Annotated in this window: 20 protein-coding genes and 1 pseudogene; 11 read left to right on the forward strand and 10 right to left on the reverse strand. The window is 64.3% G+C overall.

Features of this window, described 5'->3' with window-relative positions; all coding sequences use genetic code 11:
- Positions 1-23: 23 nt before the first annotated feature.
- A complete protein-coding gene (locus KBX19_RS01885) occupies positions 24-782 on the reverse strand; it encodes a TSUP family transporter (protein WP_255997204.1) in 759 nt (252 codons plus the stop codon).
- An 8-nt stretch (positions 783-790) separates the two neighbouring features.
- Between KBX19_RS01885 and KBX19_RS01890 the strand changes: the two genes are divergently transcribed.
- Positions 791-1,825 (forward strand): AbrB family transcriptional regulator, encoded by a 1,035-nt coding sequence (locus tag KBX19_RS01890; RefSeq protein ID WP_255997205.1) that lies wholly within the window; start codon positions 791-793, stop codon positions 1,823-1,825.
- Positions 1,826-1,844: 19 nt separating this feature from the next.
- Here the strand turns inward: KBX19_RS01890 and KBX19_RS01895 are convergent, their stop codons facing one another.
- Entirely contained in the window at positions 1,845-3,524 is a 1,680-nt protein-coding gene (locus KBX19_RS01895; RefSeq protein ID WP_255997206.1) for a DUF885 domain-containing protein, read from the reverse strand.
- A 55-nt stretch (positions 3,525-3,579) separates the two neighbouring features.
- Here KBX19_RS01895 and KBX19_RS01900 point away from each other — a divergent pair, with 55 nt between their 5' ends.
- Together KBX19_RS01900 and KBX19_RS01905 are read left to right on the forward strand one after the other, a co-directional pair.
- Positions 3,580-4,371 carry an NAD-dependent deacylase gene (locus KBX19_RS01900; protein WP_255997207.1) on the forward strand — a complete coding sequence of 264 codons (792 nt, stop codon included), beginning with the start codon at positions 3,580-3,582 and terminating at the stop codon, positions 4,369-4,371.
- 30 nt (positions 4,372-4,401) lie between these two features.
- Positions 4,402-5,481, forward strand: a complete 1,080-nt coding sequence (locus tag KBX19_RS01905; RefSeq protein ID WP_255997208.1) for an ROK family protein — start codon at positions 4,402-4,404, stop codon at positions 5,479-5,481.
- Here the strand turns inward: KBX19_RS01905 and KBX19_RS01910 are convergent.
- From KBX19_RS01910 to amn, 4 genes are all read right to left on the reverse strand, one after another.
- Positions 5,437-5,961, reverse strand: a complete 525-nt coding sequence (locus tag KBX19_RS01910) for a gamma carbonic anhydrase family protein (RefSeq protein WP_255994692.1) — start codon at positions 5,959-5,961, stop codon at positions 5,437-5,439. The two genes, KBX19_RS01905 and KBX19_RS01910, sit on opposite strands and share 45 nt — an antisense overlap.
- A complete protein-coding gene (locus tag KBX19_RS01915) occupies positions 5,921-7,282 on the reverse strand; it encodes a glycosyltransferase 87 family protein (protein ID WP_255997209.1) in 1,362 nt (453 codons plus the stop codon). The genes KBX19_RS01910 and KBX19_RS01915 overlap by 41 nt, the downstream gene beginning before the upstream one ends.
- Before the next feature lie 125 nt (positions 7,283-7,407).
- A complete protein-coding gene (locus tag KBX19_RS01920; RefSeq protein ID WP_255997210.1) occupies positions 7,408-8,355 on the reverse strand; it encodes a Sir2 family NAD-dependent protein deacetylase in 948 nt (315 codons plus the stop codon).
- Positions 8,352-9,773 carry an AMP nucleosidase gene (gene amn / locus KBX19_RS01925; protein ID WP_255997211.1) on the reverse strand — a complete coding sequence of 474 codons (1,422 nt, stop codon included), beginning with the start codon at positions 9,771-9,773 and terminating at the stop codon, positions 8,352-8,354. Before amn ends, KBX19_RS01920 begins: the two co-directional genes overlap by 4 nt.
- 41 nt (positions 9,774-9,814) lie before the next feature.
- Here amn and KBX19_RS01930 point away from each other — a divergent pair, with 41 nt between their 5' ends.
- The 4 genes from KBX19_RS01930 (at position 9,815) to KBX19_RS01945 (ending at position 14,815) form a co-directional block, all read left to right on the forward strand.
- On the forward strand, positions 9,815-10,654 hold the full coding sequence (locus tag KBX19_RS01930) for a class A beta-lactamase-related serine hydrolase (protein ID WP_255997212.1): 840 nt from the start codon (positions 9,815-9,817) through the stop codon (positions 10,652-10,654).
- An 8-nt stretch (positions 10,655-10,662) separates the two neighbouring features.
- Positions 10,663-12,045 carry a M20/M25/M40 family metallo-hydrolase gene (locus KBX19_RS01935; protein WP_255997213.1) on the forward strand — a complete coding sequence of 461 codons (1,383 nt, stop codon included), beginning with the start codon at positions 10,663-10,665 and terminating at the stop codon, positions 12,043-12,045.
- A 56-nt stretch (positions 12,046-12,101) separates the two neighbouring features.
- A complete protein-coding gene (locus KBX19_RS01940) occupies positions 12,102-13,601 on the forward strand; it encodes a succinic semialdehyde dehydrogenase (protein ID WP_255997214.1) in 1,500 nt (499 codons plus the stop codon).
- 281 nt (positions 13,602-13,882) lie between these two features.
- Positions 13,883-14,815, forward strand: coding sequence for a hypothetical protein (locus KBX19_RS01945; protein WP_255997215.1), 933 nt, complete (start codon positions 13,883-13,885; stop codon positions 14,813-14,815).
- A gap of 183 nt (positions 14,816-14,998) precedes the next feature.
- Here the strand turns inward: KBX19_RS01945 and KBX19_RS01950 are convergent, their stop codons facing one another.
- Positions 14,999-16,216, reverse strand: coding sequence for an alpha-amylase family protein (locus KBX19_RS01950; protein ID WP_255997216.1), 1,218 nt, complete (start codon positions 16,214-16,216; stop codon positions 14,999-15,001).
- A 43-nt stretch (positions 16,217-16,259) separates the two neighbouring features.
- On the opposite strand from KBX19_RS01950, the gene KBX19_RS01955 reads away from it, so the two are divergent.
- The 3 genes from KBX19_RS01955 to KBX19_RS01965 are packed head-to-tail and all read left to right on the forward strand — an operon-like array spanning position 16,260 to position 17,594.
- Positions 16,260-16,841, forward strand: coding sequence for a TetR/AcrR family transcriptional regulator (locus KBX19_RS01955; RefSeq protein ID WP_255994684.1), 582 nt, complete (start codon positions 16,260-16,262; stop codon positions 16,839-16,841).
- Between the two features lie 52 nt (positions 16,842-16,893).
- The gene (locus tag KBX19_RS01960; protein WP_005287509.1) at positions 16,894-17,115 is read left to right on the forward strand and encodes a helix-turn-helix transcriptional regulator; all 222 of its coding nucleotides are present in this window, start codon (positions 16,894-16,896) and stop codon (positions 17,113-17,115) included.
- A gap of 2 nt (positions 17,116-17,117) precedes the next feature.
- Entirely contained in the window at positions 17,118-17,594 is a 477-nt protein-coding gene (locus tag KBX19_RS01965) for a hypothetical protein (protein ID WP_005287512.1), read from the forward strand.
- Positions 17,595-18,058: 464 nt separating this feature from the next.
- Here KBX19_RS01965 and KBX19_RS01970 read toward each other — a convergent pair.
- Positions 18,059-19,276: pseudogene (locus tag KBX19_RS01970) on the reverse strand (glutaminase); the annotation flags it as partial.
- Positions 19,277-19,338: 62 nt separating this feature from the next.
- On the opposite strand from KBX19_RS01970, the gene KBX19_RS01975 reads away from it, so the two are divergent.
- A complete protein-coding gene (locus tag KBX19_RS01975) occupies positions 19,339-20,199 on the forward strand; it encodes an SDR family oxidoreductase (protein ID WP_255997217.1) in 861 nt (286 codons plus the stop codon).
- Positions 20,200-20,205: 6 nt separating this feature from the next.
- Here KBX19_RS01975 and KBX19_RS01980 read toward each other — a convergent pair whose 3' ends face one another.
- Positions 20,206-20,784 carry a carboxymuconolactone decarboxylase family protein gene (locus KBX19_RS01980; RefSeq protein WP_255997218.1) on the reverse strand — a complete coding sequence of 193 codons (579 nt, stop codon included), beginning with the start codon at positions 20,782-20,784 and terminating at the stop codon, positions 20,206-20,208.
- Positions 20,785-20,847: 63 nt separating this feature from the next.
- The gene (locus KBX19_RS01985) at positions 20,848-21,495 is read right to left on the reverse strand and encodes an MIP/aquaporin family protein (RefSeq protein WP_255997219.1); all 648 of its coding nucleotides are present in this window, start codon (positions 21,493-21,495) and stop codon (positions 20,848-20,850) included.
- Positions 21,496-21,537: the final 42 nt, after the last annotated feature.

Below are 21,537 nucleotides of genomic sequence, written 5' to 3' on the forward strand. Positions count from 1 at the left end.
GGCTGAACGCGAGCTGTGGCCCGCTACGCGATCTGCTGGTAAATCAAATAGCCAGAAAGCACCACCACGAGGGCCAGCAAGGCGTAGCGGACCAGCCGCGCCCCACCACCGAGGACGGTGCGGGCACCGACTTGCGCGCCGACGATATTCGCGGCCGCTAAGGCGAGCGCCAGCGGCCAGTCCACGAACCCGGCCGAGATGAACACCACCAGCGCACCCACGTTGGTGGCGGTGTTGACCACCTTCGCCATCGCGGCCGAGCGCAGAAAGTCTTGGGCGAACAACGCCGTGAAACCCATGATGAGGAACATGCCGGTGCCGGGGCCGAAAATGCCGTCGTAAAACCCAATTGCCGCCACCAGGCACGCGCCCAACACGACGCGGCGGCGCGTCAAGATCGGGTTCGCCGACGCCGTCCCGAACGACGGGTTGAATGCCACGAACACCCCCACGGTCAGAAGAAGGGTGATGATGAGGGGGCGGAGGATGGAAGCGTCGATAAGCGAGGCGAACGCCGCGCCGCACCCTGAGAGTAACCCCGCAATGAGCGCGTAACCCCAGATATGCCGCGGCGCGCCTACGCGACGGACCAGCGTGACCGCCGCCGTGCCCGTGCCGGAGGCCGACGCGATCTTGTTCGTCGCCAACACCGCCGCCGGCGGGAGCGACGTGCCGGCCATGAGCGCCGGAATGAGAATCAGCCCTCCCCCGCCGATGACCGCGTCCACCCAGCCCGCGAGCGCAGCGGCGAGAACGAGAACGACAGTCACGGGGAGTAGCATAGCGCGACGTGAAGCAGTGGCAGCGGTGGATGATCGTCGCCCCGGCGTCGGTGGCGTTGGGGCTTGCGCTGTCGCGTTTCAACGTGCCGGCGGCGTGGATCCTCGCCGCGATCATCGTCTCCGGGATCTCCGCGCTGGGCACGGGCCGCGAACTGCACGTGAACAAACAGTTCTACGCGTTCTGCCGCGGGATCATCGGCGTGCTCGCCGCCGTGCCGCTAGCCGGGGTGCCACCGCGCGAACTGCTGCACTACCTGGTGCCGGGGTTGGTGTCGGCGGCGGTGATCGTGGGCATCGGGTTCTTCGGCGGGCTCGCATTGGCCGGATACTCCCGCGGGCGGGTCAGCCGCGAAACAGGCGTTTTGTCGATGCTGTCCGGTGGGGCGTCGATCATGCCGGCACTGGCGAGCGAGCTGGGTGCCGACATGCGCTACGTCGCCCTGACCCAGTACCTGCGGCTGCTCGCGGTGTCGATGACGCTGCCGCTCGTCGCCTCCCTGCTGGTCACGCCCGGGGGCGACCATTCCGCGGGTGCGAGCGGACAGTGGTGGATGTGGCTGCTCATCCCCGCGATCTCGGTGGTGGGCAACCGGCTCGGCTCCTGGGCGCGGTTGCCCGCGGCGAGCGTGTTCGGCCCGCTCATTCTCACCGCCGTGCTGGCGGCTGTGTTGCCAGTGCCGATCATCCCGCCCGAGCCGCTGGCCGTGATGGCGTTCATGTCCGTCGGGTGGATCTGCGGCGGCGGCCTGGACGTGCCCGGCCTGAAACGCTTCGCGCAATTGCTGCCCGCCACCATCACGTTCATCGTGGTGGTCATGGCATCCTGCGCAGCCATGGGGTGGGTCGTCTCGCTCTGGCTCGGGATCACCTATTTCGAGGGCTACTTAGCCACGAGCCCCGGCGCCATCGAAACCGTCCTCGCCCTATCTAGCGAAGGCGGCGGCGGGCCGGCCGTGGTGTCATTGCAGCTGATCAGGTTGATCTGCATTCTCGTCTTCGCGGCAGCGCTGCCGAAGATCCTCCGGCGGCTTTCGCGCGGCTAGTTGGCCGGTCAGTAGCTGGCTAATGTCCCAGCACCTGGTGGGCCAACATGTCCATCGGCATGGAACCCAGGCGCAGCGCCTTGTCGTGGAACTCGAGCAGTGTCATGCCCTTCTCACAGGCCTTTTCGCGCAGGTCCATCCAGTCACGGTAGCCGAGCGCGTAGGTGGTGGCTTGTGCCGGCCAGCCCATGTAGCGGTCGAGCTCGAAAGTGAGGTTCAGCTCGTTCATGGCGGTGTTGTCGCGCAGGAACGCCTTGGCGTAGGAAACATCCCAGTTGCCTGTGCCGTCCGGGGTCTTCTTGTGCAGATGCACACCAATGTCGACAGCGACGCGAGCCAGGCGCAGGCGCAGGGAATCAAGAAGGCCCATGCGGTAGCCCGGGTCCTCGAAGAAACCGAGCTCCTCCATCATGCGCTCCGCGTAGACGGCCCATCCCTCACCGTGGGCGGCGTTCCAGTTCAAGGTGCGACGCCACAGGTTGAGGGTGTTGCGCTGCGTCATGGCAATCCCCTGCTGCACGTGGTGGCCGGGCACGCCCTCGTGGCAGATGCGGGCCAGCTGCTGCCAGGCGTGGAAGCACTCTTGACCTTCCGGCACCGACCAGGACAGGATGCCGGGGCGCAACAGGTCCTCTGACGGAGGGGTGTAGCGCAGGCCGCCGCCGAGGTTCTCGTCGACGCGGCAGTCAAGCGTCTTGATCTCCTCTGGCAGGGTGAACATCGTGCCGTCGAGCTGGGAGATCAGCCGGTCGCTCATCGCCTGCATCCAATCGACCAGAGCAACGTCGTCGTTGACGGTGTAGTCGGGGTCTTCGTCGAGACGTCGATAAGCGCTGCGCGCCGTGCACTCGCCGTACAGTTCGTCCGCAACCTTCTGCTGGCGTTCGACCAGCTCAGCGAGGGTCTCCAGCGACCAGTCGTACGCCTCGTCCAAGTCAACGGTGCGGCCGAGGAAAAACTGGGAGAACAGCTCGTAGCGCTCGCGGCCCACCGCGTCGGTGTGCGCGGCCAGCGGGGCGAGCTCCAAAGAGAGCCAGTCCGCCATCTCCGCGAACGCCTCCTTCGCCTGGCGCACCGGCTCGGCATCAGCCTCGAGGCCGAGCTCCTCGAACATCGAGCCGTCTTCGGCCAGCGCCTCGCACTGGCTAATCACGGCGTCGATCTGGCGCTGGGAGGCGACATCACCCTGGCTCGCCGCCTCCGCCAAGGACTCGCGGTAGCCCGCCAGCGAGTAACGCACCTGGCCCAGGCGGGAGGCGATGTTGTCGAAGTCCTCATCTGTCACCTTCGGCATGATGGTGAAGGCGTTGCGGATGACCTGCACCGGCGAGGTAATATTGTTGAGCATCCGCAGGTCCTCCCCGCGGTGGTGCAACTCCAGCTCGACGGCCATCCGGTCGCGCAAGATAGCGCCGGTGACGTAATCGACTCCATCGAAGTCATCGTCATCGTCGGAGTCGTCGGTGCCGTCGTTCAGCGCGTCGACGTCGGCGATCAAGTCGCGGATGCGGTCAGCAATGGCGTGCCAGTGCTCTGGGCTGAAGTCCTGCAACTCGTGGTCGTGACCGGGGATGCCGATCTCGGTGGCCACCGTTGGTGAAAGCTCCGCGAGATCGTAGACGAAGTCTTCGCACGTCGCGTCGAGGAGCGAGGGCTGGCGGTCGCTGCCCGCAGAACCAACCGAGATGGATGAACTCATAGTCGCAGAGTCTAACCCTTCAAGGCACTTTGCACGTAACGGTACAGTGGGGCCCATGGACGGACTCGAATATGCACGTCAGCTTGTCGGGGACGCGAAGCGGGTGGAAGTTTTCACCGGTGCTGGCATGTCCGCCGACAGTGGCATCGCCACCTACCGCGATGCCGTTACGGGGATATGGGAAAACGTCGACCCGCAGGCAATGGCCTCGATCGACGCCTGGGCGCGCGACCCTGAACCCATGTGGGCCTGGTACCTCTGGCGCGCCCGCCTGGCCAGCCGCGCCGAACCGAACGCCGGGCACCTCGCTATCGCTGAATGGGGCCGCCGCGAGGGAGTGCGGGTCACTGTGACCACGCAGAACATCGATAATCTGCATGAACGCGCCGTGCTTGTCAACAGCACCCCTGACGGCCCAAACAACCCGGACGATATCGTGCACCTGCACGGCTCCCTGTTCGAGTTCCGCTGCTCCATCTGTTCGCGGCCGTATAAGGGGGAAATTGAGCTGCCGGAAGAGCCCGTCGAAAAGCTCACGCCTCCTTCGTGCCCGCTGTGCGGGAACCTGGTGCGTCCGGGGGTGGTGTGGTTCGGTGAGCCGTTGCCCCCGAAGGAGTGGGACGAGGCGGAGCGGCGCATGGTTGAGGCGGACTTGGTCGTCATCGTGGGCACATCCGGGGTGGTGTTTCCGGCGGCCGGGTTACCGCTGCTCGCGCATGAATTGGGGACTCCCATTATTGAGGTCACCCCTATGCAGACCGAGCTGTCTAGAATTTCAAATGTAACTTTGGTTGACACGGCAGCAAAAGCCCTGCCAGAGCTGTTACGGGGGCCTCGATTAGACTAGCCGGTCTAGTTCCGTTCTATGATGGAAACTATGAAATCCTCGTGGTCCGCGTTCTCGCGCCCCCACAACCCGACGGCGAAATGCTTGCACATGGTGCGGTTGAGTCCTGTGACGTCCCGCAGTGAGCTCGTCACGGCGACGGGGCTGTCTCAGCCGACCGTCACGCGCGCCATCGCGGCGCTCATGAGCGCCGGGTATGTGACAGAGCGGGCGGACCTATCGAAGTCGAAAGGCCGCGGCCGCCCGATCATTCCGCTCGAGCTGAGCGACACGCACCCCGTCCACGCCGGGATTTCGGTGGGTACGGCGGCCACGTACATCGCGCTGTTCGACATCAAAGGCCGCACAATCCGCGACACAGACGTGGAGATCGATGTCGCCAGCATCAGCCAGGACGATTTCATCCAGCACATCATGGCGGGGCTGAACCGGCTCATGGCGGATCTGGGCCGCCCGCTGGCCACCGTCGGGGTGACCACGTCCGGCTCAGTCAGCCCGCAAGGCGCGGTCACGGCGCCGAACCTCGGCTGGCACGATGCTCCGTTCGCGGCCCAGCTGCGCGAACAGTTCTCCGTCCCGGTCACCGTGACCTCGGCCGTCGCTGCCATTATCGGCTCCGAAATCCAGTCTGACCAGCACCCGGGCAGCGGCTCCATCATGGCGATTTTCGCGGACGACTCCATCGGCGCTGCCGTCACCGAAGACAAAGGCGTGCTGCCCATCGCGGTCGACCGCGAGGACCTGACCACGCACGGGCTGCTCGAGCGCATTGAGGAGCCCACCAGCTCGCTTATCGACGCTGTATCCCACGCCTCGTCCCACTCCTCCACCCGACAGACCCTTGACGAGAGGGCTGAGGAGCTGGGCGCCGTCGCGGCGGACTTGATGGCGCAGCATGACGCCTCCACGTTGGTCGTCGCTGGCAGCGCGTTTATCGACGACCCCCACGCCCCCGCCGTCTTCGCCCGCACCGTCCGGGCGAACCTGCCGGATGGGGCGGCCGCCAGCTTGCGGATGATCCCCACGCACCGCGAAATGGTGCGCGACATCGCCCGCGCGGTCGCGCTAGACCTCGTGCTCCGTGAGCCCCTCAGCGTGACGACGGCCTAGGTCCGCGTACATGGCGGCGTGATTGACCAGCCCGGCCTTTTCGTCGTCGGAAAGCTCGCGGCGCACTTTCGCTGGAACTCCCGCGGCGAGCGAGCCGTCGGGAATTTCTGCCCCTTCGAGCACGACAGCGCCGCCGCCGATGATGCAGCCTGAGCCGATCTTCGAGTAGGCCAGCACCGTCGCCCCCATGCCGACCATCGTGCCGTTTCCGACTTCTTCACCGTGAACCATGGCCATGTGGCCGACAGTGACATCGTCGCCGAGCACGGTCGTTGTGCCGGTCTGGACGTGAATGACGCTGTTGTCCTGGACGTTCGTGCGGGCACCGATGCGGATGCCGCCAACGTCACCGCGGATGACCACGCCCGGGAAGATCGCCGCGTCCTCCCCGATCACCACGTCGCCGATGATGGTCGCCTCCGGCGCCACGAACGCCGATTCAGCGATGACCGGTGTTGTGCCCTCGAAGCTGTAGATCATGCTCCTCCACTGTAGTGACAGTGGAGCCGTCAGCGCCTGCGCCTGCGTCTGCGTCTGCGCCTGGGGAGCGAGTCGCGGCACGGTCGGCGGGTACGCGGCCGTAGCGCTTTTCCTGCAACAGGTAGTACCCCACCGTGCCGAGCATCATGATCAGTGCCCCAGCAACGTAGCGGAGCATGTGGAAGCGTTCAGACAGTTGCAGCGGCGTGGAGCTTTCGTCCGCGAGCCACCCCGTTGCCACGTTCGTTGCGCAGTACGGCAGGATGACCAGCAACAACGCCGCAACCGAGAGCACGCCCGCGGCCTGCCAGCGCACCGGATTGTTCTGCGCGTAACCGGCGCCGGCGCGGTTGGCTGCGACGAACACAGCGATGCCGAACGGCACGAGCCACACCCAGTGGTGGTACCAGCTGAACGGGGACACCATGCACGCACCGATGCCGGTCAGTCCGACCGCTGCCGGGATGTTGTCGTGCTTGACGCACAGCCACAACGTCCAGACGAGCAGGACCATCATGGCGACGACGATCGCCGCCCACACCGCGGTGGAATCTACCCCGTAGACGCGGATCAGGATGGAGCGCAGCGACTGCGCCCCCGGGTTGGTGTGCACGCCGACGCGCTCGGAATCGAACGCCGCCCGCGTCCAGAACACGTGCGCATCTGGGACGGTGAGGTACCCGACGACCACTGTGACCAGGAACGTCACAAAGCTGATCAGGGCATCGAGCCAACGCCGTTGCACAAGAAACAGCAGTCCGAAAAACGCCGGGGTGAGCTTGATGCCCGCGGCCAGACCCACCCCGATACCCGGTAGGCGGTACTTAGTCGGCAGGAAGTCGAGGCAGACGAGCACCATGAGCATGACATTGATCTGCCCCCAGAACATCGTCGCATGCAGTGGTTCGGCCATCAGCACGAACGTGGCGGTCAACAGCGGGATGAGCACAGCGTGCAGCGGCGTGACCTGCACCTTCAACCGTTTCAGGCAAGCCCAGATGACCCACCCGATACCGATGAGGGCGCCAATGTGCCAGAACATGGTCACTGTCTCATCGCGCAGCAGGCTCAGCCCCGCGAACAGCATGGCGGAAAACGGCGGGTAAGTGAACGGAAGGTCGTCATAGATCGGGGCATCGTAGACATTCACCCCGTCGAGCACCCGCTCGCCACCACGGAGGTAAATCCACAAGTCCAGTGGAATATCCGTTTCGAAGACACTTGTGCCTTCGAGATGATTGGCCCAGTAACGGTACAGGGCGAAAACAATCACCACGATGAGTGTCACGGCGATGCTTACCCGCCCAGCCAGCTGTTTCACGGTTGAAACGCTACTTGCCCTCGTCGCATAAACCGTGGATTATCTACGCGAGTCCCGAAAAGTCACCACATTTTGAGGGCTGATTCACAGATTCGCCGCACAACCGGCCCGCACTCTGGCCGCACCTAGAGCCCGAGCTCATCCAAAATGCTGTCCAGCGCGTCGCCGACATTGCTGCGCCACACTGTGGTCACCTTCTGATCGGCCCGGCCGGGACCACCGTTGACCACCGCGGCCGGCTTCTCCTGCGCGCGTGCGTCAAGCACGAGGCGGTACCCGCTCATCACGGCTAAGGACGTCCCCACCGCAATGAGCGATGTCGACTCCGCCAGCCACTGCCCCGCCTCGGCGCGGCGCTGCCGCGGAACATTCTCACCGAAGTAGACCACGTCCGGTTTGAGCCGCTGGCCCCCGCAGGCCCCGCACGTCAACATGGTGAACCGCTCCACCGCAGAATCGGGCAACTCCACGTCACCGTCGGGGTTGATCATGCCCTCAGTCACGGTGACGGATTCGAAGTAGCCGGGATTGGCGGCGTCGAGGCGGGCGTCGAAAAGCGTGCGTGTTTCGCGGCGGCCGCAATCGAGGCACACGACGTGCTCCATGTCGCCATGCAGCGCAATGACATTCTGGGAACCCGCCTCGAGGTGAAGCCCGTCGACGTTTTGTGTGACAATGCCGCGGATCAACCCGGCGCGCTCCAGCTCCACCAGCGCGAAGTGGGCGCGGTTGGGGTGAGCGGCGCGCATGTAGCGCATGCCCACGAAGGCGCGGGCCCAGTAGCGGCGCACCGCAGCCGGCGAATGGGCGAATTCCTGGTACGTCATCGGGCGGCCCTTGGACAACCGACCGCCGGGCGAACGGTAGTCGGGAATGCCGGACTCCGTGGACATGCCAGCGCCGGTGAGGATGAGGGCGGGGCCGCGGTTGAGCATGCGGGCAATCTCCGCGAGTGCCTGCTCGGGCGGAGTTGGCTGCACTGTTTCATGCACGACGCGCTCGATGGAGCGGATCGCGCTGCGGTGAGCGAGCTCGACAGCAGGGTCGTTGAACTCCGGGTCATGACAGGTCACCGGAACGGGACCTCACCCTGCGCACGGCGCAGCTTGCGGGTACGCAGGCGCTCAGGGTGCTCGGCGAGGCGTTCCATCGCGCGGACAGCGCACATCACGTGGGCTTCCTTCGAGTTGGAGTAGAAGGCCTGCGCCGCAGCCGGCAGCTTCGGCACGGCGTGCAGCGGCAAGTCGGACACGGCGAGCAGTGCGCCGTAGGGAACGCGGTAGCGGTACCCGTTCGCCGCGATGGTGCAGGACTCCATATCCACGGCCACCGCGGTGGAGTGCCGCAACCAATCCCACAGCTCGCGCGGGGTCTGCCACTCCCAGTTGCGGTCGTCCGTGGACAGCACCGTGCCGGTGCGCATGAGGGACTGCTCCTCCTCGCCGTAAATCTTCTTCACCGATTTCTCTAGCGTGCGCTGGATCTCCGGCACGGCGGGAATGGGAAGCTCAGACTTGATGTGGTTCTGCAGCACGTGGTCGCGGCGCTCGTAGGCGTTGCCCAGAATAAGGTCGCCGATGCGCATGCGGGCATCCAAGCCGGCGCAGTGGCCGATCATGATCCAGCACTCGGGGCGCAGAACAGCGAGGCAGTCCGTCACCGTCTTCGCGTTCGACGGGCCCACGCCGATATTGATCATGGTCACGCCGGAGTTATCCTCGGCGGCCAAGTCGAAGCGCGGCATCTGGTAGCGCGAAGCCAAATCCATGGCCAGTTGGTCGATGTCGGCGACATCCCCGCGCGTGATCGTGCGCCCGTTCGGCAGAATCAGCGCCGAGTAACGGGTCTCCTCCCCCGCGAGCTGCGACAACCCGAATTTCACGAACTCACGCGTGTGCATCTCGTAGTTGGTGAACAGGATGAACCGCTGCACCGAATCGACCTCGATGCCGGTGTAGTGCTCGATCCGCGCGCACGCGATGTCGAAACGTTGCGGCCCGAAGTGGAACAGGGGTTTCTCCGGTCCGTGAAAGGCATCCCAGTCGCCGTCGATGATGGCATCGTGGACGTCGTCAAGCGTCGGCCGCGGAATGAGGTTGCCGGACCGTGAGCGCCGCGCTTCATTGATGCCCTCGAGCCCGCGGATGTACTCCGGCGGAATGCCCACGTCGGAATAGCCGACGGCGATCTCGCAGTCGTAGTTGATCACCAGGCACTGCAGCTGGTGGCGCAAATAGCGGGCCATCATGTCCGGCCGCGACAGCACCGCCGAATACACGCCAGCCTCATCGACATACCCGAACGGCTGCGAGCGGTCGACAGGGTGCCACTCTTTGACCTCCACGGCGATCTTCGAGTACTTCACGCCCTCATAGCGCGCGACGTCACCGGAATCGAGGCTTTCGCGGGCGAGGAGGCACGATGCGCGATACAGCTCAATGAGCTTATCAACGGCTTCCTCAACACTGCCTACGACCTCAAGACCACCCATGTCTGTCAACCCTACTGAAAAGGGGCTACAGTATCAGTCTTGTGAAGCGTCCCACGCCGACTGCGGCACTGCTGTTATCCACGTGTCTCGCTTTCCCGCTAGGGCTTAGTTCCTGCGGAAACAAGCCTGAGGATGCTCCTCCCGTCACGCCCGGACCGGCCCCTGCACCACAGCACCTGGACCTCGACGACATGGCTGAGGCCGTCGCCGCCATCGAGGAAGATACAGACACCCAGGCAGGCATTTCGCTTTTCGACGGCACCACCGACGCCTCCGCAGGCTCCGTCGGCATGCTACCCGCCTGGTCAACCATCAAAATCCCGATCGCTGTGGTCGCGCAAGACCACTGCTCCTACGACGAGGAAACACTTGCGGAGCTGACATCCGCCTCCATCGAATACTCCGATAACGACGCAGCCTCAAGCCTGTGGTCGTGCCTGGGCTCCGACGACGAAGCCAGCCAGATCGTCGGCGAAGAGATCGCCAAAGGCGGAATGTCCGTCCAGGTGGGACCGTATTTTGGAACGACCGTGTGGCCCGTTCCCGCCCAGGCCCGCTATGCCCGCCACCTGGCCTCCCTGCCGGAGGACCACCCCGTGATCGACGAGATGCACAAGATCAACCCGGAGCACTCTTACGGCCTCGGGCGCATTGCCGACATGCCCTTCAAGGGCGGCTGGTCTGATGCCGACGACGGCTCCTGGCACTCCCGCCAAATGGGCTTTACCACCATCGGCGACACCACCTACGGCATCGCTATTGCGGCCCGCTCACTTGACGGCTCGGAAGAAGACTGCCAGAACGCGTTGGATAAGCTCGCACAATACATTCTGGAATCCAGTCCGACCGGCACCCTCACCCAAAGCCCGAAGGAGCACTGACACCGCCAATGACAGACCGCACCCCCACCGAGCTGACCGACACCACCGTCGACCTGCTGCAGCAGCTCATCCGCAACGCCTGCGTGAACGACCTAACGGCAGACTCCGGCCAGGAGGTGCGCAACGCCGAAACCCTCGAGGCTTTCTTCGCGGAGGCTCTCGGGGAGGACTCCTCGGTCGTGTCCGTGCGCCGCTTCGAGCCGCACCCGGGCCGCGTCTCCGTCGCCTTCACCATTGAGGGCTCCGACCCGTCCGCCGAGCCGCTCACCCTCCTCGGCCACACCGACGTCGTCCCTGTCGACGAACCGAAGTGGACCAAGGACCCCTTCGGCGCCGAGCTTATCCGCGGCCGCATCTACGGCCGCGGTGCCATGGACATGCTCTTCATTACCGCAGCGATGGCCGCCGTCACCCGCGAAGTCGCTATTGAGGCGCAGGCAGGCAACCCGCCGCGCGGCACCCTGACCTTCGTCGGCTGCGCCGATGAGGAAGCCCGTGGCGGCCTGGGTGCCGGCTGGATCTCCCAGAACGAGCCCGAGGCCTTCAGCTGGCGCAACTGCCTGTCCGAGACAGCTGGATCGCACTTGCCGGTGGTTGGCGATGGTGACGCGATCGTTGTCGTCGTCGGTGAGAAAGGCGCAGCTCAGCGCCGCCTGACCGTGCATGGCGATGCAGGCCACGGCTCCGCACCCTACGGCCGCGAGATGACCGTCGGGTTGATCGGCGAAGTGGCGCGCCGGCTGGCCGCGCTCGAGCCCGACGTCGTTTCCGACGAGCTGTGGCAGGGCTACGTCCGCGCGTTCCGCTTCGACCCCGAGACCGAAGCACAACTGCTGCGCGGCGAGAACTACGAGGCCTTGGGCGACCTGGCCCGTTACTCCCACGCGATGAGCCACCTAGCCGCCTCCCCCACCGTGCTGCGCGCCGGCGGCGCTATTAATGTGCTGCCGTCGACCGCGTACCTCGAACTAGATATTCGCCCGCTGCCGGGACAGACCCAGGAGGAAATCGACGAGCTGCTGCGGAACGCCTTGGGTGACCTCGCTGACCGCGTCACCGTCGAGCACCTCATCACCGAAGATGCCACGGTGTCGCCGACGGAGGGCCCGCTCTACGACGCTATCGTCGATACGCTTGACGAGTTCTTCCCCGGCGTCCCCGTCGTACCCACCATCGCCGCAGGAGGCTCCGACCTGCGCTTTGGCCGCCGCCTCGGCGGAGTCGGCTACGGATTCGCGCTGCACGCCCGCGAGCGCAGTTTCGGCGAAGTCCTCGACCAGCTCCACTCCCACGACGAATACATTGACGTGGAAGACGTCGCCCTGACTGCCGCGGCATACCGCTCGTTGGTGCGCAGGTTTGTCGGGGTGGGCGGAGACGTCGCTAAGTAATTTTTTGGCGCAAACTACCTGTACCGTCGCCGCCAGGTGCACTAGATTTGGGGGTTATGACGACGAGCGTGAACAACAACACGACCATCACCATTAAAAACCCCGCCGACGGCACGATCGTGGGCACCACCAACTACTACGGCGCCGACACGGCACTCGAAGCCGTCGAGCGCGCCCGCGCCAAGCAGCCCGAATGGGCCGCCACCGCAGTCAAAGAGCGCAAGAAAATCATGCTGCGCTACCACGACCTCGTGCTCAAGCACCAAAAGGAACTCCTGGACATCATCCAGGACGAAAGCGGCAAAAACCGCCGCGCCGCCTTCGAAGAAGTGCTGGACAACGCGCTGACCGCGCGCCACTACGCCTACCGCGCGGAGAAACTGCTCTCCCCGGACCGCGCGAAGGTCGCCCTGCCAATCGCGACGAAAACGCAGGTGCAGCACGCGCCCGTCGGCGTGGTCGGCATCATCGCGCCCTGGAACTACCCGCTCGTCCTGGCCATTTCTGACGCGATCCCGGCGATCATGGCGGGCAACACCGTCGTGCTCAAGCCGGACTCGTCGACCCCGATGACCTCCCTGCGCGCCGCCGAACTGCTTGCTGAAGCCGGCCTGCCCAAAGATGTGCTGACCGTCGTGCCTGGTTCCGGCCGTGAGGTGGGTCAGGCGCTAGTCAACTCGGTCGACTACCTCATGTTCACCGGCTCCTCCGACACCGGCGCGAAGCTCGCCTCCCAGGCTGGCGAGCGACTCATCGGCTTCTCCGGTGAGCTCGGCGGCAAGAACCCGCTCATCGTCACCTCCGACGCCGACGTGGACAAGGTCGTCTCCGGCGTGCGCCACGCCTGCTTCTCCAACACCGGCCAGCTGTGCATTTCTATCGAGCGCATCTACGTCCACCGCGACGTGGCCGACAAGTTCATCCCGGCGTTTGTGCGCTGCGTCGAGAAGATGCGCATCGGCCCAGGCCACGACTGGGATATCGACATGGGTTCCCTGATTTCTTCCGACCAGGCCGACACCGTCGCTTCGTTCGTTGAGGACGCCGTGTCCAAGGGCGCGACCGTGGCCACCGGCGGCAAGCGCCTGCCCGACCTCGGTGAGAACTTCTACGCCCCCACCGTGCTGCTCAATGTGCCTGAAGACGCCCGCCTCCACCGCGAAGAAGTCTTCGGCCCCGTCGTCTACATCGAGGTTGTTGACTCGCACGAAGAAGCCATCCGCCGCGCCAACGACACCGAATACGGCCTGAACGCGTCCGTGTGGGGCAAACCCGCGACAGCCCGCGAGATCGCGAGCCAGCTCGAAGCCGGCACCGTGAACATCAACGAAGGGTACGCCGCAGGCTGGTCCTCCATCGCTGCGCCCATGGGCGGTTGGAAGCGCTCCGGTGTGGGCCGCCGCCACGGTGACGACGGCCTGCTCAAATTCACCGAAGCTCGCACCGTCGCTGAACAGCGCATCGTCCCCATCGCCGGGCCAGACGGGCTGGCCCCCGAGAAGTGGGCCAACTTGCTCACCATGGCGCTGAAGTACGGGCGCGACGTGCTGCGGTAAGGGGTTTGGGGCCCTGGAGTGAGGCAGGGCCCGCGTGGGCGCGCGGGCGTTCAGCGGCGCCTGCGGAAAAGTTGACAAACTGGATTTCGGTCTAGAAACAAACGCGCTGGTCATAGCCTTTTGGGTGTCTGAACTTGGTTCGAGTTTGTAAACTTTTCCGCACTCCCAGCCGAAGGGAGGGAACCGAACGAACAGTTACCGCAGTCCAACAGGACATGAGAAACCCGCGCTACCCCTCTTCGTTCAGAGACCAACCCCTGCACGCTTTCAATGGGATGGATGTGTCTTCCGCCGTTCGCCGGGGGTTCCGTGAACCCGGCGAGGGCCTGACCGTCACATCCACCTACGCGATCGATCCAACTCTCGGTCGCCCGCTCGACTTGGCTGAATCGCAGTCGTGGGACCACCCCCGTCGAATTGTTTACCGGGCCCCTGCCGCTGCCCGAGCACTCGCCATGGCATTGGAACGGCCCAATCATTCGATATCCGGGCTCAGCGCACTAGCCGTTTTCGGTCTCCCATTCTTCGCTGACCACTGCGACACGACCCTCGCGGGTCGGGTTCGCACGAAACAGGCGGCCACAGCTTTCACCCCGCACGTTTCTCATCTCAGCGGGACCGTGCCGTGGATCGTGACGTACCGCGGACTTGACGTTCGGATCTCACCGCCCGCGGATGCGGTCGTCGAGGCTATTCGCCATATCCGTTCTGGCCTGCATTCATGGCGGGTCCTGCACGTCGAGGGATTGACAGCGGTTGAGGTGCGGTGCATTCAAGTGCTCGACATGGCTCGTCGTCATCTCGGTGTCAGACTCGAGGATGTTGTCGATGCCGCGGCACGCAGATTAAATAGGCGGTGGCTCGCCATTTTGATTGGCCATTCCAGCCGGTTCGCCGATTCCCCGAAGGAGACCGAGATGCGGTTGCTAAGCGTCGCTGTGTGCAAAGAGCTGCAGGTTTTCCTCGTAGAGCAGCTTCCGCTTTACGACGAATCCCGCCTCATCACCGTCTTCGACCTCGCTCTCCCTAATCTGAAGATTGCCTTGATGTACGACGGTGAGCACCACCTCGAACGGACCCAAAGGGATAAGGACTCGCGCATAGGCATCGAATGCGCTCTCCGCGGATGGCTAGTGATCAGGGTGACAGCAGGCACCCTCGCCGATATCCCGCAACACTTGAGGGATGCCGTGCGTTCGAGAATGGCTGCCTAGAACAGCCGCCGAATCGGCAGGGCCGAGCTAAGTCTCGAGGGCACGGGCTCGACGACAATGGAGCCTGCGGAAAAGTTGACAAACTCGATTTCTGCCTAGGAACAAAGCACCAGGTCAGGGCGTTTTCGCGATACGGATCGATCCCAAGCTTGTCAACTTTTCCGCAGTGGCGACGCCCGGGGTCTAAGCTGCCCACTCGTAGAGGGTCTCACCGGTCTCCCCGTGCTCGCACGCACGGATGCGCACACCGGGGGCCGGCTGCAACCACACGTCGACCTGGAGCTCGGTGGGGCCCGCGGTACCCGAGTCGATGTCAGCATTGGGCCCCGCGCTCACGCGGTAGCTAATGGTCTCATTGGTCTTGTCCAGCACCTCAATGGACGCGCGGGTGAGCCACGGGTGGCGGCGGCGCAGCCCAACGAGGGCTTGGTGCTCGTTGAAGATCCATGAACCCAGCGGCGACAGATCAGAGGGCTCGGCGGGGAGGGCGGGGCGGACGGAGTCGTCGGCGGTCCAGCCTTCCCCGCGGATGCCTTCGAAGCCCTGTTCGTCGCCGTAGTAGATGGAGGGCATGCCGGGCAGTGTCATCAAGATGGCCAGCGCGACGATGGCCTTGTCCTGGCCGATCTTGCTCGAGATGCGGTCAACGTCGTGGTTGCCCACGAAGGTGTTCGCCACCATCGAACCACTCACGGTTGCGTGGCGGGATAGGGCGTGGTCGAGTTCCCAGAAGTTCTCGTCGTGAAGCGAGCTCCAGATGGCCTTCCACAGCTCGTATTGTGTGACCGAATTGAGAGTGCCGGACGACGCGATCTGCGCGTAGTCGCCGTGGATGACCTCGCCCAAAAACAGAGCGTCGGGGTAGTCGGCGCGCACCCGCGCGAGCACGTCGGCCCAGAAGGCGGGTGGCACGGAGTAGGCGACATCGAGACGCCAGCCGGCGATGCCGCGCGCGAGCCAGAACTTCATGATGTCAGCGACCATGTCGCGGACGCGCTCGTCATCGTGGTGGAGGGTAGCCAGCTCGTCGTGGCCTTCCCAGGAAGTCGAGCCTGCCAGACCAGCGGCGACGGCGGGGTGCGTGGCGGCGACATGGTTGAACACGCCGTCGAGCATGACCTTGATGCCGCGTTCGCGACACGCAGACATGAGCCAATCGAAGTCCTCGTTCGTGCCCAGGCGCGCGTCGACGCGGTAGTGGTCGAGGGTGTCGTAGCCATGCCCCACGGACTCGAAAATCGGGGCGAGTAGCAGGCCGTCGCAGCCGAGCTCAATGAGGTAGTCGAGCCACGGTTCAAGCTCACGCAGACGCGGCGCGGCATCGTCGCCGGCGCGGTCGCGGATGGGCGCACCGAGTGCGCCGAGCGGATAGACGTGCCACCAGATCGTGTTCTCCAGCATGGGACTCCTTTCCTACTGAGCGCCACTCAGTATAGTGGTTTTCATGACACGCACGCGGCTCAGCGTCGCAGAACGACGCCACACGCTTATCGATGTCGCCAGCCCCCTGTTCGCCTCCTCCAGCTACTCCGAGGTATCCACCCAGGACATAGCCCAGGCCGCGGGCGTCTCGGTCGGGTTGATTTTCCACCACTTCGGCTCGAAGGCGGGACTGTACGCGGCTGTGGTTGCCCAGCGGGAAGAGGAGCTGGATGCGGCGGTAGCGGAGGCGGTCGAGGGGCTGCCACCGAATACGTCGACACGCGACAAGGTCCGGGCGGCGGCTCAGGTCTACCTCGATCACGTTGCCGCTCACCCGCTGGCGTGGGCGGCGGTGGTGCGTGGGGATACGCCGCAGGAGGTCCAGTTTGTGAGGATTGAGGGGCGGGATACGGGCGTCGATAAGCTGCGGGCGCTGGTGGGCGCGGACGGTGAACGCGCAGCTGTCGCTGTATCCGGGTTCTTCGGATTCGTGGAGGCTGTGTGCCTCGATTGGGCGGATGCGGGATGCCCGGAGGATGCACGGCGGCCGATCATCGATGCAGCGTTGGGCGCGTTGGAGGGCGCGCTCGGCGACTGGGGTTAGCAGTTTGTAAAGTTTCCTTGACACTCTGAATGGGATTATTTACGGTTAGAAAATGTCGCGCGACATAGATCCACACCCGAACATGGTCCGCCAATGGCGGCGCTGGCACGAGCTTTCGCAAGCCGAGCTTGCCCAACGCGTCGGTGTCTCCCGGCAGACCGTAGCCAACATCGAAAAAGGAAACTATTCCCCTTCGGTTCACCTGGCGCTCGACATTTGCCGCGAACTCGGCAAAACGGTTGAGGAAGTCTTCGGTGACCAGCAAAGGAGCTGACCATGAACATCGGCGACACCATCCTGGCCAAGACAGAGAAGATGCTTGGCGACGAATACGAAACCCGCACTTACCACCAAGCCTCCACCATCGCACTGGCCCTGCTGCCCACCTTCGCGCTGATCGCCGGCGCTATGCTCGCTTGGGTGCTGCCCGGCACACATGCGATGTGGTCGTTGCTCATCGTCATCCCGCTGATCGGGCCGAACCTCATCTTCACGCAATGGTTGAAGTCCCGCGCCGCCCGCCCAGCACCGAAGCTCAAAGACGGGCTGTGGGGGCTGGCAATAGTGAACCTCACGCTGTGCTTTGTCATGCTGTTCGGCATCGCGTACAACGTCTCGGACCCGTCCTTGGCGCGCGGGTTGTACACCGGCGGGATCATCGGCACCGTCTTCGCCGTGATCGCCGTGCCAGCGATGCTGCGCAAACAGCGTGAGCGCGACGAGGAGCGCCTCAACGCGGAACTCGAAGACTAGCTGGGCTCGCTGGGCTCAGCCCCAGCCGCATCTTCTGCCGCGCGTGAATTCCCGGCGCGGCGGTTGATGTACGGCTGGAGGCGCTTACCAATCCGGTCGCGCCAGTCCTGCACCCGCTCCTCATAGTGCCTGTCGTGGGGTTTCAGGCCGCGGTGGGTGACGTGGACGGTGGTGGAGCCGTCCTCTTCGCGGTCAAAGTCGAAGATGATGTCGGAGTCGCGCCAGTCCTCGTCCTCGCCATCCTCGTCGGTGGTTTCGGAGTGCCACACGAGGCGCTCGCCGTCATCGGCCTGCTCGACGGTGAAGTAACCGGTGCCGTCGTCGGACTCGATGGAGAAGGACTCGCCCTTTTCATCGGCATTGCCTTCGACAGAATCTTCGGTGTCCTCCCACCACTGCTTCGGGTCCGACACCACGGTGTAGGCATCCTCCGGGGACACGTTGACGGTGAAGGATTCGGTGAAGTCCTTGATGGATTCGACACGGGTGCCGTCGGAGAATTCGTAGTCCGGCATGGCGGCTTCCGGGTCGTAGACGGCGACTTCATATCCTTCCTCGCGGAACTGGCGCAGCCCTTCTTTGACCAGGCGGCGGCCGGCCATGTTGAACGATGTCACATGGGTGAAGTCGAGGACGAGCTTGTCGCCGACCAGGTGGCGCTCCACCAGGTCGTGGAGGATCGTCTCGGCGGCGGTGAAGTTGATCATGCCCTGCAGCTCGACCACGTTGGTGTCACCCTGGCGGTGCACGGTGCGGATACCCGGCGCGGAGTAGTAATAAGAACCCATCATGTGCAGGCCGAGGGTCTCCGACATGCGCTGGAAAATCTCTACACCGCGCACGGAGTTGCCTTCCTCGTTCAGCCGCGGGCTTAACGACGCCGCACCAAGCTGGCCCGGCAGCGTCCCGATCAACCCGCCCGACACACCGGACTTCGCGGGGATACCCACGCGGCTCATCCAGCGGCCCGAACCGTCGTACATGCCGGCAGACGCCATGACGGCCTGTGTGAGCCGGCACGCCCGCGCGGAGAGCACCCTCTCCCCCGTCACCGGCTGCAATCCACCGTTGGCCAATGTCGCCGCCATGATAGCCAGGTCTTTCACGTTCACCATGATCGAGCACTGGCGGATGTAACTGGCCACGACTTCTTCCACGTCGCCCTTGATCATCCCGTACTCGCGGAGCATGTGCCCCAGGGCGAGGTTGCGGTCGGCGCTGGAGAGTTCGGCGCGGGCGAGGTTGTCGTCGAGAAGCAATTCGCGTCCCGCGAGCTTGCTGAATTCGCGCAAAACAACCCCGTCACCGGCGACAAGCTCGTTGACCACGATCGCACCGGCGTTGATCAGCGGGTTGGCGGGACGGTGCGTGTCATCCAGCGACAGCTCATTGAACGCCTCGCCCGACGGTTCCACGCCGACGTACTTATGGACCTCTTCCGGACCGACCATGTCCAGTGAAAGCGCGTACACGAACGGCTTCGAGATGGACTGGATGGAGAATTCATACTCGTCATCCCCCACCGAATACAGGTTGCCGCTGCGGGTGCACAGCGCGAGCGCGAGCTTGTCCGGGTCAGCGTCGCGCAACGTCTCGATGTAGTCGGCGTTGTTGCCCTCTTTGTTGTCGCGCACCTCGTCGAGGATCGCGTTCAAGTAGGTCGGGATGGGGGTCGCAGGCATGCGGCCCAGTGTAACGCCCGAACCCGCGAGCACGTGAGGTTGTTTCCCCTAGGATACGACCCATGAACGCAGAGCAGAATGCGCAGAAGTACGCCATCGTGACGGGTGCCGCATCCGGCATTGGCAAGGAAGTCGCTCGCCAACTTGCCGACGACGGATGGCACGTCGCCATCACCGACATCAACGCCGACGGCCTCGCGCAGACCGCGGCGGATATCGGGGAGCTCGCTATCGACGCCACCCCGCTCGATATCTCCAACCATGAGGCGGTGGAAAGGTGGGCGGGAGGAATCGTCGATAAGCATGGCGTTCCGCACTCGATCTACCACGTCGGCGGCATCTCTATTTGGGGCAATGTCGCGACCATGCCCTTGGAGAAGTGGGAGATGCTTATCGACGTCAACCTGATGGGCACCATCTACATCATCCGAGCATTCGTGCCGTCGATGATGGAGGCTGGGCCGTTGCCGGGGAAGGAGAAGCGCCGGCTGGTCTGCGTGTCCAGCTCCGCCGGAATTCTGGGCCTGCCGTGGCACGCGGCGTACTCCGCATCCAAGGGCGGTGTACTGGCAATGCTCGAGGTGCTGCGCTTCGACCTTGCACCCTTCGGCATCAACGTGCATGCCGTCGCGCCGGGTGCTGTGGACACGGGCCTGGTGCGCACCATTGATATTGACGGGGTGGACCAGTCCAACCCGAAGGTGCGACGCGCGAAGAAGCTCTTCCAGGGTCATGCCATCTCCCCCGCGAAGTGCGCGCAGATCATCGTGAAGGGCGTGCGCAAGAATAAGTACTTGATCAGCACCGGCGGAGACGTGAAGCTCGGCCGGTGGGCGCAGGTCAACGCGCCGTTCCTCTACCGCCTCGTGCTCGGCGGGTTGAACAGGGGTTTCCAGTGGATCGCGAAGGACGCATCGGTCTAGAGCAGTCTATTTCGGCTCGTCGAGCGGGACGTCGAACACGTCCATGACGGTAGCCAGCCCGTCGTAGTTGGTCACCAGCAGTAGGAACGCAGTGAGCTCCTTCTCATTGAGGTGGCTCATCAGGCGGGCGTAGACATCGTCGCTGATCTGGCGATGGCGGATCAGGTCGTCTGCGGCGTCCATGAGCGCGCCCTGGCGGCCGGTGAAGCCGTGGTCGGCGCGCTGGACCGCCTCAATCGCGGCCTTATCCAACCACGCCTTCGCGCCCAGACGCTTGTGGTGCTCCAGCTCGTAGGTCGCAGCGCGGATTGAGGCCACCCGCAGGATGACCAGCTCTGACTCTGTGCGCGACAGAATGCCAAACGGCATGAGCGTGCCGGAGTAGACCAGCCACGCCAAAAAATTACGGCGCGCGCGGCCAACCGTGGTGAACAGGTTCAGGGATGTACTGCCCTGCACAATGCCACCAATCCGGTTGGCCACGCGCGCCAACACCGCCACCTCCTCCGGCTTGCCCGGTCCCGGGCGGGTGGAGGTGTCGATGGGAAGTTTGCTCAACGGGAATTCTTTAGCGGTTCCAAACATGGGTCCAAGATTAGTTTTCCATGCAGAACTTTTCCCGGGAAAGTCGAGCTTTTCGAAAGGGCCTTAAGCCTTCAGGTCGTGCTCGACATCAGCCGGGCTGAGAACGCGGAACGCGAGCGCCGCCAAGGCTGCACCGACCAGCGGCGCGAGAATGTAGAGCCACACGTTGTCCCACGCGAAGTTGCCGTTGACGCACAGCCCAATTGCCACGGCCGGATTGAACCCGCCGCCGGAGATGGGGCCGACAGCGAAGGCACCGGTCATCACGGTGGCACCGATGGCCAGGCCAAAGAAGGAGTTACCGTCGGTCTCTTTGGAGGTGGCCACATTCAGCACGACCCACACGAGGATGAAGGTGAACACGGCCTCTACAACAAAGGCCGGCAGAGACTGGATCTGCGCAGCCTCGACCGGATCAGAGATGACGGCACGGGTCAGCAGGGCGCCAAGGATGCCGCCGACGATCTGAGCAGCCCAGTAGATGAGCATCTCGGTGGCGGTCATAGCACCCCGAATCCAGGCACCGAGGGACACAGCCGGGTTCACGTGTCCACCGGAGATGTGGCCGGTGGAGTACACCAGCACCATCAGTGCCATACCAATGGCTACGGGCGCGAAGTTGTCGGCAGCGGCGACAGCGGTGATGATGGTGAAGACGAACAGCAGGGTGGCCAGAGCCTCCGCGAGCGCCTTGCGTGCAATATCGTTCATGGAGTTTGTCTTTCTTGCTCGAGACAGGCCCGGCGTTTGGCT

It is taken from the genome of Corynebacterium sp. CCUG 71335 (assembly GCF_024454075.1).
Classification (GTDB): Bacteria; Actinomycetota; Actinomycetes; order Mycobacteriales; family Mycobacteriaceae; genus Corynebacterium; species Corynebacterium genitalium.